This window comes from Streptomyces kanamyceticus (assembly GCF_008704495.1).
Lineage (GTDB): Bacteria > Actinomycetota > Actinomycetes > Streptomycetales > Streptomycetaceae > Streptomyces > Streptomyces kanamyceticus.
Map to the genome: position 1 here is coordinate 4102764 of NZ_CP023699.1, position 17512 is coordinate 4120275.

The 17512-nt window shown below is 72.5% G+C and carries 9 protein-coding genes; 1 reads left to right on the top strand and 8 read right to left on the bottom strand.

Annotation, left to right across the window (positions count from 1 at the left end; translation table 11 throughout):
- Nucleotides 1–26: 26 nt before the first annotated feature.
- The 8 genes from CP970_RS16850 to CP970_RS16885 all read right to left on the bottom strand — a co-directional run bounded on the left by CP970_RS16850 (nt 27) and on the right by CP970_RS16885 (nt 15979).
- Entirely contained in the window at nt 27–1643 is a 1617-nt protein-coding gene (locus tag CP970_RS16850) for a succinic semialdehyde dehydrogenase (protein WP_055556780.1), read from the bottom strand.
- 146 nt (nt 1644–1789) lie between these two features.
- Nucleotides 1790–3472 carry a serine/threonine-protein kinase gene (locus CP970_RS16855; protein ID WP_150493495.1) on the bottom strand — a complete coding sequence of 561 codons (1683 nt, stop codon included), beginning with the start codon at nt 3470–3472 and terminating at the stop codon, nt 1790–1792.
- Complete coding sequence (locus CP970_RS16860; RefSeq protein ID WP_150493497.1) at nt 3472–5301, bottom strand: serine/threonine-protein kinase; 1830 nt, start codon at nt 5299–5301, stop codon at nt 3472–3474. The genes CP970_RS16855 and CP970_RS16860 overlap by 1 nt, the downstream gene beginning before the upstream one ends.
- A gap of 108 nt (nt 5302–5409) precedes the next feature.
- Complete coding sequence (locus CP970_RS16865) at nt 5410–7041, bottom strand: serine/threonine-protein kinase (protein WP_150493499.1); 1632 nt, start codon at nt 7039–7041, stop codon at nt 5410–5412.
- 69 nt (nt 7042–7110) lie between these two features.
- Nucleotides 7111–8763: a serine/threonine-protein kinase gene (locus tag CP970_RS16870; protein WP_055544679.1), complete on the bottom strand. Its 1653-nt coding sequence runs from the start codon at nt 8761–8763 to the stop codon at nt 7111–7113.
- A gap of 201 nt (nt 8764–8964) precedes the next feature.
- Entirely contained in the window at nt 8965–11715 is a 2751-nt protein-coding gene (locus CP970_RS16875) for a protein kinase (protein WP_150493501.1), read from the bottom strand.
- A gap of 124 nt (nt 11716–11839) precedes the next feature.
- Nucleotides 11840–13972, bottom strand: coding sequence for a serine/threonine-protein kinase (locus CP970_RS16880; protein WP_055555251.1), 2133 nt, complete (start codon nt 13970–13972; stop codon nt 11840–11842).
- A 297-nt stretch (nt 13973–14269) separates the two neighbouring features.
- Nucleotides 14270–15979: a glycerol-3-phosphate dehydrogenase/oxidase gene (locus CP970_RS16885; RefSeq protein ID WP_079043985.1), complete on the bottom strand. Its 1710-nt coding sequence runs from the start codon at nt 15977–15979 to the stop codon at nt 14270–14272.
- 227 nt (nt 15980–16206) lie between these two features.
- On the opposite strand from CP970_RS16885, the gene CP970_RS16890 reads away from it, so the two are divergent.
- Nucleotides 16207–17460, top strand: coding sequence for a nucleotide sugar dehydrogenase (locus tag CP970_RS16890; protein ID WP_150493503.1), 1254 nt, complete (start codon nt 16207–16209; stop codon nt 17458–17460).
- The last annotated feature ends 52 nt before the right edge of the window (nt 17461–17512 follow it).

The following is a 17512-nucleotide window of genomic DNA, read 5'->3' on the forward strand; positions in this document are numbered from 1 at the left end:
CTTCGGGCGCTCCCTCGGGGCTTGGGCTAGCGCAAGCGGAACGCCTTCATGACCTTCAGGCTCGTGCTCATGAACGCCGCGTACTTCTCGTCGTCCAGGCCGAAGGACGGCGCGAGCGGCATGATCCGCTGGGTGGCGACGGTCTGCGCCTCCGTGTACTTGAGGATGCCCTCGGAGCCGTGCCTGCGGCCGAGGCCCGATTCCTTCATGCCGCCCATCGGGGACTGCACGCTGCCGTAGGCGGGCGCATAGCCCTCGTTGACGTTGACGGTGCCGGTGCGAAGCCGGGTGGCGACCTCGCGGCCGCGCCTGCCGTCCTTCGTCCAGACCGAGGAATTCAGGCCGTACGACGTGGCGTTGGCGAGCTCGACCGCCTCGTTCTCGTCCGTGAAGCGGTAGATGGAGACGACGGGGCCGAAGGTCTCCTCGTTGCAGACGGACATCGGGGCCTCGACGCCGTCCAGGATGGTCGGCTCGAAGAAGTAGGGGCCGATGTCCGGGCGGGCGACGCCGCCCGCGACGAGCGTGGCGCCCTTGGCGACGGCCTCGTCGACGTGCCGGGTGACGGTCTCCAGCTGCCGCTCGCCGACGAGGGAGCCCATGTCGGCGCCGTACGCGAGGGACGTGCCGAGCCGCATGGCCTTCGTCCGCTCCGCGAAGCGCTCGACGAACCGGTCGGCGATCGACTCGTGGACGTACAGACGCTCGATGGAGATGCACAGCTGGCCCGCGGACGAGAAGCAGGCGCGCACCGCGCCCGCGGCGGCCTTGTCGACGTCGGCGTCGTGCAGGACCAGCATGGCGTTCTTGCCGCCGAGTTCGAGCGAGACGCCGACCAGGCGGGCCGCGGCGCCCTGGGCGACCTCGCGTCCTGTGCGGGTGGAGCCGGTGAAGGAGACGTAGTCGGCGTGCTTGACGAGCTCGGGGCCGACGACCGGGCCCTCGCCGAGGACGACCTGGAAGACCTCCGAGGGCAGTCCGGCCTCGATGATCAGGTCGCGGGCCCACAGCGCGGTGAGGCAGGTCTCGGTGTCGGGCTTCATCACGAGCGCGTTGCCCGCGACGAGAGCGGGCAGCGCGTCGCCGATGGACAGCTCGAAGGGGTAGTTCCAGGGGGCGATCTGGCCGACGACGCCGCGCGGCTGGCGGTTCTCGGTGACCTTGGTGAGGGTCGGGACGACGCCGGTGTGCCGCTTGGGGCTCAGGTACGAGGGAGCCTTGCGGCCGTAGTGCCGGGCGGCGACCGCGACGGCCTGGATCTCCTCGTGCGCGTGCAGCCGGGCCTTGCCGGTCTCCAGCTGGATCAGGTCGAGCACCTCGGCCTGGCGCTGGAGCACCAGGTCGTGGAAGCGGAGCAGGACGGCGGCGCGCTGCCTGACGGGGGTCCTCGCCCAGGCGATCTGGGCGGTGCGGGCCCGCTCGAAGGCGGTGGCCACGTCCTCGGGGGTGGACTCGGGCAGGTCGGCCAGCTTCTCGCCGGTGAGCGGCGTGTGGTTGGCCGTGCGCCCGGAACCTATGACGTCACGGGTGAGCTGGGCGATCAGCTCGGGCGTGACCACGTCGGCGGCGGTGCGCGCGCCTTCGGGAGCCGGGGCTGTCGGGTTCGTTCCGAGGGGCGCTGCGGTGGCCTGCGAGTCCGTCATGCTCGTGAGACTAGGCCCACGTCAGGCTTTTGGGTACCCATCGGTAATGGGCCTTCACCACTCACGCACACGACGCCAGTGATTGCTGGCGGCAAAGCCGCTGATCAGCGCGTTGTCGTGACGCACGGCTCGCTTACGCGGCAATTTCAGGAGCCGGTCATGTCCTTTCCGATCTTGAGACGGTCGCGCACTCCCTTGAAGAGCGCGGTGCCCTCGCGCTCCTCCCGCGTCCCCTTGGGCATGTCCACGCGCAGCTCGTAGAACTCCTGGTCGGCCGTGATGATCACGAGCTGCATGCAGCGGGTCGCGGTGCCGTCGTCGTACGTCGTGTCGGCGATCGCCGCGTCGTAGCCGTGGAAGGACGTCTTGGTGTAGTTCGTGCGGGCGCCCGCGTCGTTGTCGTGCCAGGTCGCGGCCTCCTGCTTCGCCCAGGTCATGGCGGGTGTCGATGCCGTGTCCTCCCTGGTGAGCCGCACCTGCAGCAGGCTGCCCTCGGAGGGGCTGTAGACCACGAGGCGGGCCGCGGTCCGGGCGTGGTCGGCGTCGCTGTCCTCGCGCGCGAAGACCTTGTACGTGGACGGCACGGAGATCTCGGCGTCGATCTTGCGCTCGGGGCGGGTCTTCCAGGCGGCGGGCTTCTTGCTGGCCGAGGAGTCGTCCGGGATGTCGTGGGGCGCGTCGACACGGCCCGGCGGCGCGCCCTCCACCCCCTCGTCGTACGAGGTGTCGCCACCGCCCACGGACACACCGAGCCACACACCGCCGCCCACCAGGAGCGCTCCGGCGAGCGCGGCGGCGAGCAGGGCGGGGGTACGGCGGGACTTGGGGGCGGGAGCCGGATCGGGGGCCGGATCGAGGGCCGGATCGGGAGCCGTGTCCGGGACGGTGGGCTTGAGGTTGTCCCGCCGGGACATCCGCAGCGTCCCCACGTCGTCCGACAGCTCCCGCATCCCCGACGGGTCCTGCGCGGGCGGGTGTTCGAACGGCGCGGGCAGCGACCGCCCCTCCGCCACCGCCTCCAGCGCCGCCGCGATCTCGGCCGCGCCGGGCCTGAGATCCGGGTCCTTGGTCAGCAACCGTTCGATCAGCGGCCCCAGTTCACCGGCCCGCTCGGGCGGCGGCGCCTGCGCGGAGAGGACCGCGGCGAGCGTGGACTCCATCGTCGTACGGCGGAAGGGGGACCAGCCCTCGACGGCCGCGTAGAGGAGCACGCCGAGGGACCACAGGTCGGACTCGGGACCCGCGCCGCGCCCCGACATCCGTTCGGGCGCGATGAATTCGAGGGAGCCGACGAACTCGCCGCTCACCGTGAGCGACTCCTCGCCCTTGATGTGCGCGATGCCGAAGTCGGTGAGGACGACGCGGCCGTGCGTGCCGATGAGGACGTTGGCGGGCTTCACGTCGCGGTGCACGATGCCCTGCGCGTGCGCCGCGGCCAGCGCGCCGACGACCGCGAGCCCGATGCGGGCCGACTCCTCGGGCGCCAGGGCGCCCCGCTGGAGCACCTCGTGCAGGGACTCGCCGCGGATCAGCTCCATGACGATCCACGGCAGTCCGTCCTCCAGGACCACGTCGTGGATGGTGACCGCGGCCGGATGGTCCACGCTGGCGGCCGCGCGGGCCTCCCGGTGCAGCCTGGCGTAGATCCGCCGCACCATCGCGTCGTGCGGATCCCCGGGCAGCCGCGGCTGCTTGACCGCGACGTCCCTGCCGACCAGTTCGTCGACGGCACGCCACACCGTGCCCATGCCCCCGGAGCCGATGCGCTCCGCCAGGCGGTAGCGGCCGCCGACCAGACGACCGTCCCGCTCTCCCCCGTCGGCGCTCATCAGACGTCGTCGATGTCCAGGTTGTCGATGGCGGTGCTCGCGACTTCACGGCCCCGTTCGGTGAAGTCGCCCTTGCCCGGGTAGCTGATGACCAGCTTGTACATGTCGCCGGACCCGGTCTTGTAGTAGAAGGCCTTGAGCTCGCGCGGGCGCGGGTTCTGGCTGTCCGTGCTGGAGTACACGACGGTGTTCTCCGCGGCCTTCTTGCCCCGGTACTCGGTGTCGCTCTCGGGGTCGGTCTTGGGCGCGGGGTCGGACGCCATACCGAGGTCGTACTTGCCGGACTGCTTGAAGTCGGCGTCGTCGTCGTACATCTCCGCGGCGGCGGTTCCCGCGATCTCGCCGCTGTCGTCCTCGGACTTCTTGACCAGGGACAGGAGGACCCAGACGCTGCCGCTCTGGTCGGTGTACTGGACCCAGTGCTTCTCGTCGTCGGCCTCGGGCTTGGAGACCTGGTATCCGGCGGGCACCGCGAGGGTCGCCCCCAGGCCCTTCGCCTCCTTGGTCTCCCAGTCGCTCGGCAGCGATCCCGCGAACGGGTCCGCGACGACCAGGTACGCCGCCACCGCCGCCGCGACGACCGCCGCGCCGATGCCGATCAGCGTCTTGCGGCCGAGGACGACGCCCTTGCGGCCGCTCCCGGCGTCGCCGGTCGGGACGAACTGCGTCGGAGCGGGCTGCGGAGGCTTGGCCGCCTCCTCCAGGAGGGCGCGGACCCGCGCGGCGTTCGGCCGCTGCGCGGGGTCCTTGGCCAGCAGGCCGTTGATCGCGTCGGCCAGCGGCCCGGACGCCGAAGCGGGCGCCGCGGGCGTCGCGTTCAGGACCGACTGGAGCGTCGCGGGGGTGTTGCTGCGGCGGAAGGGGGAGACGCCCTCCGTGGCCGCGTACAGGACGACGCCCAGCGACCAGAGGTCGGACGCGGGTCCTGGACGCTGCCCCAACACCCGCTCGGGGGCGATGAATTCGGGCGATCCGACGAAGCCGCCGGTGTCCGTCAGATTGGTCTCGCCCTCGATCTGGGCGATGCCGAAGTCGGTGAGGACGACGCGGTCGTGGTTGCCGAGCATCACGTTGTCCGGCTTCACGTCGCGGTGCAGGATGCCCGCCTGGTGCGCGGCGTCCAGGGCGTTCAGGACGTCGCGCCCGATGCGAGCGGCCTCTCGCGCGCCGAGCGTGCCCTCCTGCAGCGCGGCGCCGAGCGAACGGCCCCGCACCAGCTCCATGACGATCCAGGGCTGCCCGTCCTCGACGGCCACGTCATGGACGTTGACCACGGACGGATGGTCGAGCCTGGCCGCGGCGCGCGCTTCGCGGCGCATCCGCTCGAAGGCGTTGGCGCGCTCGCGCTCGGGCAGGTGGTCGGGGAGGCGCGGCTCCTTCACCGCGACCTCGCGGTCCACCGTCTCGTCCTTGGCGCGCCACACCGTGCCCATGCCGCCGTGGCCGAGCTTGGAGAGCAGCCGGTAGCGCCCCGCGACGAGCCGCCCCGCACCCGGCTCGGCCTCGCCGCCCTGTTGGTTCGGCACGACCTGGGTGGGCTGGGCGTACGGGGAGGGGGGCGGGGTGGGAGGGGCGGGCTGCTGGGACTGCTGGTGTTGCTGGGGCTGAGCCTGAGCCTGCGGCGACTGGTGCTGCGCCTGCTGCGTCGGCGACTGCTGCGGCTGCTGTGGCTGCTGCGGCGACTGCTGAGCGTACGGATTCCCGGGATGCACCCCACCGTTCTGCCCCGCTTGCCCGGACTGCCCAGGTACGCCCGGCTGCTGCGGCGGCTGCAGCCCGAAGCTGGTGGGCTCGTTCGGGCCGTAAGAGGCTCCCCCGTCGTTACTCATGCCCCCATGAGTACCTTGCCGGGCACATCGGTTTCCAGCCGGGTCGCCCACTTGTGACCGGGGTGATGCACGCGGCGCCGCGTCACCCCGACGTACGGCCACCTCGCCTCACCGGCGTACGAACGTGTCGACCGCCGTGTCGAAGTAGCGCCGCGCCTCCGCCGCGTCCGCGACCGGCGCCGAGACCCACACGTCGTACATCCGGCCGCCCTCCTCCCAGCACAGGTCGTACGTGTGACGCGCGCCCTCCGCCGCCGTGAAACCGTCCCAGGTGAACTCCCACAGGGCTGCGGGCCTGCCGTTGTGCGTGGCCTCCGTGACCTCGTCTTCGCGGTAACCGGGGTTGTTCTCGGGCCCCTTGGCGGCCGAGCGGCGCTGCACGGCGAGCGGGCCGCCCGGCTCGGTGGCCGACTCCTTGATGCCGATGCGGTAGGCGCCGCCCGGCGAGACGTAGAAGACGCGGGGCCCGTCCACCTCGCGCCGGAAGCGGTCGGGGACGGCGAGCGTGAAGCCCCTGGGGTCCTTGACGATGTGGTAGCCGTCGGGGGCCTCGGGGGTCGAGGGGCGCGCGGTGGGGGTGGTCACCGTGACGGTGGGCGCCGGACGGCCCGTCACCGACGCCGAGTGGGAAGGCTCCCCGCCCCCGTCGCCGTCCCGGCCCATCAGGAGCGCGGCGGTGGCGACCCCGGCCCCCGCGACGGCCGCCACCAGCGCCGCCGCGATCAGCACGGCCCGCCCGTGCCGCCGTCGGCCCGCCGGGTGCCCGGCGGCGGGCGGCCGCGCCCCCGCGGGCAGGTCGCGCTGCGTGGGGGTGTGACCGCCGCGCCCCGGCAGCACGTTCCTGCCGGAACCGGGTCTCTCCCGCGGCGACGCGGGCATCCGCCCCGTGTCGACGTACGCCGCGAGCAGCCGCTCCGCCTCGTCCGTGTCGAGCCGCCGCTCCGGATCGCGGTCGAGCAGGCCGAGCACCACGGGCAACAGGGGCGCGACGGCGGCCGACGGGCGTATCTCGTCATAGACGACGGCGTGCAGGACGCCGCCGATCGAGTCGCGGCGGAAGGGCGACTCACCGGCCAGCGCGGTGGCGAGGAGCGCGCCGAGCGACCACAGGTCGGACTCGGGTCCCGTCCGCTCCCCCGCCATCCGCTCGGGCGCGGTGTACTCGGGCGAGCCCACGAACGATCCGACCTCGGTGAGCGTCGTCGCCCCGGTGACCTGCGCGATCCCGAAGTCGGTGAGGACCACGCGCCCGGTGGCCTGTTCGAGGAGCACGTTGGCGGGCTTGAGGTCGCGGTGCAGGACGCCCGCGCCGTGCGCGGCGCGCAGGGCGCCGAGCAGGTCGATGCCCATCCGGGCGACGGCGTGCGCGTCCAGCGGCCCGCCCCGCGCGAGCCGTCCCGCGAGCGAACCGCCCTCGATCAACTCCATGACGATGTAGGGGTGTTCGTCCTGTACGACGACGTCGTGGACGACGACGATGTGCGGATGCCGCAGCTGCGCGACCGCCCGCGCCTCACGCAGGGTCCGCTCGCGCTGCTGGTCCGCCTCGGAGTCGGAGAGCGTCTCGTCGCGGTCCAGCTCCTTGACGGCGACCTGGCGTCCCAGGAGCAGATCGGTGGCGCGCCACACGACTCCCATGCCGCCCCGGCCGAGCCGCGCCTCAAGCCGGTAACGGCCCGCGATCACACGGGCGTTGCCGCCACCGGCGCCCCCGCCGGTGTGGTCTCCCAGGCTCCCCATGCGGCCATCATGCCCCACACGTGTGCGAACGGAATGGGGTGAAGCACGCCGCGGTCCTGATCCGGCCGCTCAGTTCACCTTGCGCTCCCGCCACCCCTGCAGCATCGCGTCGAACTGCTCCCGGGTGGTTTCCCAGCCCTGTGCGGGCGCCGACATGTAGATCGCGTACTCGACGCCGTCCCGGCTGATGTAGGTCTGCGAGATGGCCCTGCGCGGCCCCGCGGTCGTGTCGTTGGCACCCGCCGTCCAGCTGAACTGCCACAGCGCGCCCGGCCGGTCGCGGAAGGTGTTGGAGTTCAGATCGAGCCGTTTGTACGCGGGGAGCTTGACCCGCAGGCCCTTCTCCAGGGCCAGCTGGTGCGTGTAGGGGCTGTCGAACGTCGGAGCCCTGTCGACGCCTATGCGCAGGAAGCGGCGGCCGCCGTCGGGCGTGTAGTCGATCTGGCTGCCGTCGACCTCGCGGTTCCAGTTCTTGGGCAGTCGCAGGCTGAAGCCCGCCGGGTCGTTCACCCGCTTCCACTCCTTGGGGATGCCGCCCACGTCCGTACCCGGACCGCCGTCGTCCGCCCCTGCCCCGGCTCCCGCGCCCGAACCCTCGTCCGCGTAGTGCAGATAGCCGAAGACACCGGCGCCGCCGAGCAGCGCGGCCACCACGACGAGGGCGATGCGCGCGGGCCAGCGGCGCCGCTCGCGCGAGGAGGCACCGTCGGAGCCCGTGCCGCCGACGACGGTGTGCCCGTGGCCCTGTTGCTGCTGCGGATGCGCGGTCGAGGTCTGCCCCTGCCCGTACGCGGTGGGCGTCTGCCCCTGCCCGTACGTCCCGGCGGATGTTCCGGCGGAGGTTCCCCCGGGCGTCCCTGCGGACGGATGCACCTGCGTCGGCACGTACGCCTGCGCCTGGTGCGGCCTGCGCCCCTCCGCCGCCTCGGCCAGCATCGCCTCGGCGTCCTCCGCGCTCGGCCTGGCCGCCGGGTCCTTGCTCAGGAGCGCGCTGATGATCGGCGCGAGGGCCCCCGCGTGCTCGGGCGGCGACGGCTCCTCGGTGACCACGGCCTGCATGGTGCCGAGCGGCGAGGTGCGCCGGAACGGGGAGTTGCCCTCGACCGCCGTGTACAGCGTGGCGCCGAGCGCCCACAAGTCGGACGCGGGCCCGGGGTTGGCGCCGCTGACCCGCTCGGGCGCCAGATAGTCGACGGAGCCCACGACCTCGCCGGTCCGCGTGATCGTCGAGTCGCCCTCGATCGCGGCGATCCCGAAGTCGGTGAGCAGGATGCGCCGGTCGTCGGCGAGCAGGACGTTGCCGGGCTTGACGTCGCGGTGCAGGACTCCGGCGGCGTGCGCGGCGCGCAGCGCCTTCAGGGTCCACAGGCCGATGCGGGCGGCCTCGACGGGGTCGACGCGGCCGTCGTCCTTGACGGCGTCCGCGAGCGAGCGCCCCACGACCAGCTCCATCACGATCCAGGGCCGGTCGTCGTACTGCACCACGTCGTGGACGGTGACGACCGCGGGATGGTTGATCCGGGCGGCGGCCCGCGCCTCGGTCTGGGTGCGCGCGAAGAGGACCGCGCGGTCGGCCTCCTGCACGAACTGCGCGGCCGTCAGTTCCTTGACGGCGACGGCACGGTGCAGCACCTCGTCCTGCGCGCGCCACACCCGTCCCATGCCACCGCGGCCGATGGACTCACCGAGTCGGTAGCGGCCCGCGAGGAGCAGGCCCTGCATCTGATTCACGTTCCCCCGCAATGGTCTTGACAGGCCCAGGTTAAGGAGGGAAGCCCGTGCAGGGAACCGCCGGGGGTCCACGGAGACCGCACTGTGACGCATGTCGTGGATGTTCCATGCTGGTCAGAGGGGCTATCGGAGCGTGGCCGAAATCTGCCCCACGGCAGCCGCGCCGGAGCTCGGCGGGTGGTCGACGCGGACTCAGCCGACGACTTGATAGGTGGTCGACGCCTGCTCGTACAGCCGCGTCACCTCGTCCCGCTCCGCCTCGGGACCGCGCACCTGCACCACGTGGTACTTCCCGCCGACCACCATCGCGAGATTGCGTACGAAGACCTCGCGGCCCTCGGCGTCCTGCCAGGTGAACTGCCCCTCGGCCATGGCCCGCCCGCCGACGTCGATCCGCCGCATCCCGCTGGACGTCGCCCACGACGAGTCGCGGAAGGGCTGCAACTCGCGCTCGTGCTCGCGCTGGTACTTCATCGGGTCGCTGCCGTAGCTGTCCGTGCCGTCCCGCCCCGGGACCAGGAGCAGCTCGAAGTCACCGTGCGTGTAAAGGACCTGCCCCCGGCCGTTCTTGGGCTCCCGGTCCCAGCCGCTGGCGACGGCGACCCGGAAACCCTCGGTGTCCTTGCGCAGCGCGAACCCGCGGGGCAGATCGGGGTCGGTGGTCTGCGGCTCCTGCGAGCCGGGGTTCTTGGTCCTGGTCGGCTTGTCCTTGGGCTTGCCGTCCGGCTTCTCCCCGTCGCTCGGCCGCCCGTCCGGCTTGTCGTCGCCACCGTCCGTGCCCGGCCCCGAACTGACCTCACCCGCCGAGCCGGTGCGCCCGTCCGAGGTGCGGTCACCAGACTTGGGCATGAACAACATGGCGTACGCGACGGCCGCGACGAGCCCCACCAGGATGGCGATCAGCAGCAGCCGCCCGAGCGAACGGGGCCGCGCCCCGCTGCCGGGCCGCGGCGCGCCCGGCCTCGACCTGCGCGGGCCTGTCTCCCGCAGCCGGGTCTCGCTCAGCCGAGCCTCCTTGGGCGCCCTGGCCTCCCGGGGCGCCCGCGGTGCCCGGGCGGCCTTGACCTCCTTGCCCTGACCTCTGCCCCTGCCTCGCTTGTGCTTGTGCCGACCGTGCTCCTGCCCGGTGGTGGCGGGCACGGCGGACCGCCGCTTGCGCACGACCTCGCCACGGCGCCGTACGACGGGCAGCCTGCCCGCGTCGTACGGCGGCACCGGCACGACGTGCGCCCCCGCCTCCGGCTCCGGCGCCGACCGCACCAGCGAGCGCAGCCAGCCGCCCAGCTCCTCGAAGTCGAGCCGGTCGGTCGGGTCCTGGCGCAGCAGCGACTCGACGACGGGCCGCAGCGGCCCGCACTCCTCGGCGAAGGCGGGCGGCTCCGCGCACACCATCTGCACGAGCTCGGTCGTACTGTCCTCCGGGTACGGCGCGTGCCCCTGCACCGCACGGAAGAGCAGGGCACCGAGTGCCCACAGGTCGGTGGCGGGTCCGATGGGCGCGGCGAGCTGCCAGTTCTCGTGGACGGGCCCGGCCTGCTCGGGCGCCCAGCGCTCGGTGACGGCTCCGACGACGACCATGCGCGCGTGCCGGGCGCGCTCGGCGGCGAGCGCGGTGGTGGGGCCGCGGCGGGCGGTGGCGTCGGGGGCCAGGGGGGCAGGCGTCGGCGGCTCGGAGGGCAGAGGTTCGGGGGTCAGTGGGCCGGATTCGTATCCAGACTCGTACCCGGACTCGTACCCGGACTCGTACGCGCGCTCAGGGGAAATGCCCTGAGAACTGTCCTGCGCGGCCCCCTGGTTACGGTGCCGCGGCACCGCCCCGTGCCAGGGTTTCGCGACGCCCGCGACCCCATAGGGATCCGAGATCCGTCCGGGCACGGAAGGCTCTTCGTCGTCCAGCCGCGCCGCGGCCCGTGCCCCCGCGCGGTACGCCGCGATGGCCCCGGCCCGCGCGGCCCGCGCGTCACCCGGCGGCAGCCCCGCGGACTCCGGGGCTGGCTCGATCTCCACGTCCCCGGACCGGCCCCGGCCGCGATGCCCCTGCCGCTGCCCCTGTTCCTGGCCGAGATCCTGTCCTTGGTCCTGGCCCCGATCCTGGCCGGGATACCCGATCTGGTCCCGGTACAAGGGCAGCCCTCGGCTCCCTGACCGCCCGCTTCCGTCCCCGCTCCCGTCCCCGCTCCAGCCCTCGTCCCCGCCCTGGTCCGGCTCCCCTAACCCGTCCCCGAACCCGCCCTCGCCCCCGCCCCCGCTCCCGTACGCGGCGACGTTCCCGACGGACCCGGCCGAACCGGTCGCCTCGCCCTCCTCCTCGGGGCGCGGGTCGTACCCGCACAGCGCCTCCTCGGCCGCGCCCGCCGCGAGGCCCGTCAGCATCACCCGGCCGTCATCGCATATCAACACCGTGCGCGCGGTGATGTTCCGGTGCACCCAGCCGTGTCCGTGAAGGACCCGCAGCGCGGCGAGCACGTCCGCCGCGACCTCCGCCGCCCGGTACGGACTCAGCGGCTGGTCGGCGAGCAGCGCGGCCAGCGGCCTCGCCGCCACCAACTCGCTCACTATCCACAGCGAGCCGCCCTCGGCGAACACGTCGAAGACCTGGTCGAGCCGCGGATGGTCCGGTATCTGCGCGGCGGACTGCGCCGCCTCCATGGCGCGGCGGACCGCGGGATCCGTGGGACTGCGCGTCGTACGCGCCGATGCCCGCCGCACGCCGCTCCCGGCCGTCGCCCCCGCCCGCGGCACGAACCCCGCGGGCAGATCGTGCGGCACCTCCTCGTCGAGCACTTCCGCCTCGACGATCTCGGGCAACGGCACCTGCCTGACCAGGACTTCCTGACCGCTGTACGTGTCGAACGCACGCGACTCGGCGAGCTCGTACTCATCCGAAGGCGGCAGCGGCAGGCGGTAGCGGTCGGCGAGCACCCGTCCCGCATAGTCCTCCACGACGCATCCCCCGTCCCGCCCGGCGGTCAATTCCGTTCGTCTTACGGCTTGTTGCGGTGGCGTACGGTCCGCAGGCACTCACGATACGTGCCTTGCGCGAACCGCATTGAGGGGACCGGAGATCTCAGGACTTCGGCTCGAACGTCTTCGTGAAGGTCCGCCAGGCGCCCTTGCGCTCCGCGCTCCCCCAGTCGTCGGCCTTGGCCGTGTACATCATTCCGTAGCCCAGCCCGCCGTTGACGACGAAGCCACGGTCTATCGACCGGTACTTGGTGCCGCCGTCGGCATAGGTGAATTCCCAGTCAGCCGTGTTCCAGTCCCGGTAGTCCACCTTCTCTATCCGGATCCGGTCGTACTGGGAGCGCACCATGTAGTTCTCCTGGCTCTTCCAGTCGGCCACCGGGTTGTCCTTGGGAGTGGTGGTCCAACCGACGAGCAGCTTCTGCCCGTTCGGCCCGGTGAAGCGCGCGCCCGCGCTGCCCGTGGACTGGTACTTCCAGCCCTTGGGCAGGCCTATGGAGAAGCCCTGGCCGTGCTTGTACGTCGACGCGGCGCCGTCCCCCGGCTTCTTGCCCTTGTTCTTCTTCTCGTCCTCGTCCTTGTCCTTGGCGTCGCCCTTGCCCGGGTCGTCGCCCTTGTCCGATTCCGCGCCGGCGCCCTTGTCGTCGCCGGTACCGGTGCCCTTGTCGGACCCCTTCTCGGACTCCTTGGCACCGTCACCGGCCGTCGCCCCGCTGGAAGCGGCCTTGTCGCCGCCCTTGCTGTCCTTGTCGGAGCCCTTGTCGTCGCCGCCGAGCGCGAAGGCGAGCACCGTCCCGAGGACCGCGAGCACGGCGACCACGGAAGCGATCACCAGGGTCCTGCGCGGCACCACATCGGTGAGCGACGCCTTGACCGGCGCCCGCGGCGAGGCTCCCGGAGGCGGCGGCACGGCGGTGCCGCCCGCGCCGGTACCCGTACCCCGGGCGGTCGCCGAGGCGGCGGCCTTGCGGACCGAACGCAGCGCCCCCTTCACCCGGTCGGCGGCCTCCTCGGCCTTGCGCCCACCGAGCGTCCCGGAGGACCCGGCCGCGCCGACGCCGGCGGAAGACGCGGGAGGACCGGCAGGAACAGCGGGAGGAGCGGAAGGGACCGGAGGGGCGGAAGAAGAAGCAGAAGCAGAAGGGGAAGCGGAAGGGGAAGCAGTAGGAGAAGCGGCAGACGCCGCGGCAGAGGAAGCCGCGGCAGAACCGGCGGCGCCCGATCCGCCGAGCCCCTTCCTCCCCGGCCCTCTGCCCGAACCCTTACCCGGACCCTTCCCCGAGCCCTTGCCCAGCCCCTTCTTGCCCAGTCCCCTCTTGCCCGGAACGGGCGGCAGCGGCACCACCTTGGTCGCCTCGACCGGCTCCGGCTCCGCCTTGGGCTCCGGCGCGTGGATCACGTCGATCAGGAGCGCCCGCGCCCCCACGTCGTCGAGCCGCTGCTCCGGGTCCTTGGCGAGCAGGCCGTAGATGACCTTCTCCAACGGACCGGCGTTCTGCGGCTGTTCCACGTCCTCGGTCATCACCGCGGTGAGGGTCGCGATCGCCGACCCCTTGTCGTACGGCGGCACGCCCTCCACCGCCGCGTACAGCAGGCCGCCGAGCGACCACATGTCGGCCGCGGGACCCGGCTTGTGCCCGCGCGCCCGCTCCGGCGAGATGTACGACGGCGCGCCGACGAGCATGCCGGTGGACGTGATCGACGGGTCGCCCTCGACCTGCGCGATGCCGAAGTCGGTCAGGACGACCCGGCCGTCCTCCGCGATCAGCACGTTCGACGGCTTCACGTCACGGTGCAGGATTCCCTCGCGGTGCGCGGAGCGCAGGACGTCGAGCACGGCGAGCCCGACCTCGGCCGCCCGACGCGGCGTCAGAAGACCGTCCTCGCGGATCGCTTCCGCGAGCGACTTGCCCTCGACCAACTCCATCACGATCCACGGCCGGTCGTCCTCGTCGACCACGTCGTAGACGGTCACGGCGCTGGTGTTGCGGATCCGCGCGATCGCCTTGGCCTCGCGCAGCGTCCGCGTGATGAGCCGCCGCTTCTCCTCCTCGTCGATGCTCGATGGGAACCGCAGCTCCTTCACCGCGACCGTACGGCCAAGCGTCTCGTCCTTGGCGCGCCACACAGTGCCCATGCCACCGCGGCCGAGCACCTCTCCCAGCCGGTACCGGCCGGCGAGGAGACGTTCGCTCTTGTCCCGACGGGCCTCACCCGTCTGCTCCGCGTCCGACATGCGTCCCCTCTGCTGCTACCGCTGCTACCCGCGCAACCCGCCCTGACAGAGCCTTCATTGTCCCTTACTCAAGGACCGCCTTACGCCCAGGGTCCAGGGTCCCTCATGAGGGACCGCGCACAAGGAGGGGCCCGACGTGCCGAAACCGCGCACGCTGTCGGCCGTCCTCCTCGTGGCGGCCCTCCGCGGTGGAAGGGCCGACCCGTCAGGGCTCGTGAATCCGGCCTTGGACGTCACTCTTCCGCTGCTCACCGGCCGAGGCAAGGCCGCGCCCCCCGTCCCCCCGTCCCCCGACCGTCAGTTGAGCGGCACGATGTCCGGCGCGCCGAGCCGCGCCGCGTCCGCGGTCAGGTCGTCCGGCTGCCGCTGCGACTCCCGCTCGGCCTCCACCCGCTTCTCGTAGTGCTGTACCTCCCGCTCGATCTGGTCCTTGTCCCAGCCCAGGACGGTCGCCATCAGTTCGGCGCACTCGCGGGCGCTGCGCGTGCCCCGGTCGAAGGTCTCGATCGAGATGCGCGTGCGCCGCGTCAGCACGTCGTCCAGGTGCCTCGCGCCCTCGTGCGAGGCCGCGTACACCACCTCGGCGCGCAGATAGTCGTCCGCTCCCTGCAGCACCGCGCCGAGCGTGGGGTCGGCGGTGACCAGGTCGAGGACTTCCTCGGCCAGCGAGCCATACCGGTTCAACAGGTGCTCCACGCGCACCACATGAAGACCCGTCCGCGCGGCGATCCTGGCGCGCGCGTTCCACATCGCCTTGTACCCCTCGGCGCCGACCAGCGGGACGTCCTCCGTGACGCAGTCGGCGACGCGCTGGTCCAGACCGTGCACCGCCTCGTCCACGGCGTCCTTGGCCATCACGCGGTACGTCGTGTACTTGCCGCCCGCGACGACCACGAGGCCGGGCGCCGGATGCGCGACCGTGTGCTCGCGCGACAGCTTGCTCGTGGCGTCCGACTCCCCGGCGAGCAGCGGCCGCAGCCCCGCGTACACCCCCTGGACGTCGTCCCGCGAGAGCGGCACCGCGAGCACCGAGTTCACGTGCTCGAGCAGGTAGTCGATGTCGGCGCTGGACGCGGCCGGATGCGCCTTGTCGAGGTCCCAGTCCGTGTCGGTCGTGCCCACGATCCAGTGCCGCCCCCACGGGATGACGAACAGGACGCTCTTCTCGGTCCGCAGGATCAGGCCGGTCGTGGAGTTGATCCGGTCCTTGGGCACCACGAGGTGGATGCCCTTGGACGCCCTGACGTGGAACTGTCCCCGCTCGCCGACCATGGCCTGCGTGTCGTCCGTCCACACACCGGTGGCGTTCACGATCTGCTTGGCCCTGATCTCGTACTCCCCGCCCCCTTCCACGTCCTGCACGCGGGCGCCGACCACGCGCTCGCCCTCGCGCAGGAAGCCGGTGACCTTGGCCCGGTTGGCGACCTTCGCTCCGTACGCCGCCGCTGTGCGCACCAGTGTCGCCACGTAGCGGGCGTCGTCCATCTGCGCGTCGTAGTACTGCATCGCCCCGACCAGGGCGTCCTTCTTCAGGCACGGGGCGACGCGCAGCGCGTGACGTCGGGTCAGGTGGCGGTGCGTGGGCAGTCCTCGGCCGTGTCCGCGCGACATCGACATGGCGTCGTAGAGCGCGACGCCCGATCCCGCGTACAACCGCTCCCAGCCCTTGTGCTGCAAGGGGTAGAGGAACGGCACCGGCTTCACCAGGTGCGGGGCGAGCCGCTCAAGGAGGAGTCCGCGCTCCTTCAGCGCCTCCCGCACGAGCGCGAAGTCGAGCATCTCCAGATAGCGCAGGCCGCCGTGGATCAGCTTGCTCGACCGGCTCGATGTGCCGGACGCCCAGTCCCTGGCCTCGACCAGGCCGGTGGACAGGCCGCGGGTGACCGCGTCGAGTGCCGTACCCGCGCCGACCACCCCCGCGCCCACGACCAGGATGTCCAGCTCCCGGTCGGCCATTCCCGCAAGTGACTCGGCACGCTCCGCCGGCCCCAGTGTCGCTGTCCTCACCGCTGCCTCCCGTTGCGATCGGGTGTGGTCGGACTCACATCATGCCCAGATTTCCGCCGCGCCCGCTGATCGCCGCCGCGACCTGTGGACAACACTCCGGACTTCGGGGCCGGGCAATGCCACATATCGGTCATATTTACTCCTAGTCTGACATTGCGCTGGTCCGCCTTGTCCACAGGGCTTGCGCACTCGTCCCGGTCCGGCTATTGGGAGGACGGCCCACCGCCATGCCCGCAGATCTCGCTGTCATCGGTCTCGGCCACCTCGGCCTGCCCCTCGCCCAGGCCGCCGTCGCCGCCCGCATCGCGACCATCGGCTACGACCCCGCCCGCGCCGCCGACCTGGCGGGCGGCAGGCTGCCCTGCGACGGCGCCGAGGGCACCCTCACCGCGGCCGACGTCCGCCGGATGCTCTCGGGGGGCTTCCGGCCGACCACCAACCCGGTCGAGCTCGGCCGGGTCCGTACCGCGGTCATCTGCGCCCCCACACCGGCGGCCGCGGACCGCTCGCTCGACCTGACCCAGGTGGCCGACGCCGCCCGCGCCCTGGCCGCGCGACTGCGCCCGCACACCACGGTGATCCTCGAGTCCCCCGCGTACCCGGGGAGCACGGAGGAATTCCTCCGTCCCATCCTCGAACAGGGATCGGGCCTGCGCGCGGGCCGCGACTTCCACCTCGCGTACTCCCCCGGCCGCCTCGACCCGGGCAACCGGCTGCACGGCTACGCGGGCACCCCCAAGGTCATCGGCGGCCTCACCCCGGCCTGCACGGAGTCGGCCGCCGCCTTCTACGGCCGCCTCACCGACAAGGTCGTACGCGCGCGTGGCCCCCGCGAGGCCGAGACCGTGCACCTCCTGGAGACCAACTACCGGCACGTGAACATGGCCCTGGTCAACGAGATGGCGGTGCTCTGCCACGACCTGGGCATCGACCTCTGGGACGTCATCCGCTGCGCGGAGACCAAGCCGTTCGGCTTCCAGGCGTTCCGCCCCGGGCCCGGCGTCGGCGGCCACGGCGTCCCCCTGGACATCCCCAACCCCTCCCGCGGCGCCCGCCCCCTGCGCATGGTCGAACTGGCCCAGCAGGTCAACGACCGCATGCCTCAGTACGTCATCCAGCGCTCGGCGACCCTGCTCAACGAACACGGCAAGTCCGCCCGCGGCGCCCGTGTCCTGCTCCTCGGCGTCACCTACAAGCCGGACCTCGCCGACCAGCAGGGCGCCCCCGCCCAGGAAGTGGCGACGCGCCTGATGGAGATGGGCGCGGCCGTCAGCTACCACGACCCTTACGTCCCGAACTGGAGCATCCTCGGCCGCCCCGTCCCGCGCGCCGACTCCCTCTACGAGGCGGCCGCCGACGCCGACCTCACGATCCTGCTCCAGCACCACCGCACGTACGACCTCCAGGGGCTCGCGGTGAAGGCCCAACTCCTCCTGGACACCAGGGGAGCGACCCCGGCGGGCGCCGCACACCGGCTGTGAACCGGCGCGTTCCCCCGGGCGTTGGCCACGACTGCTACTGTGCCGCCCTTCT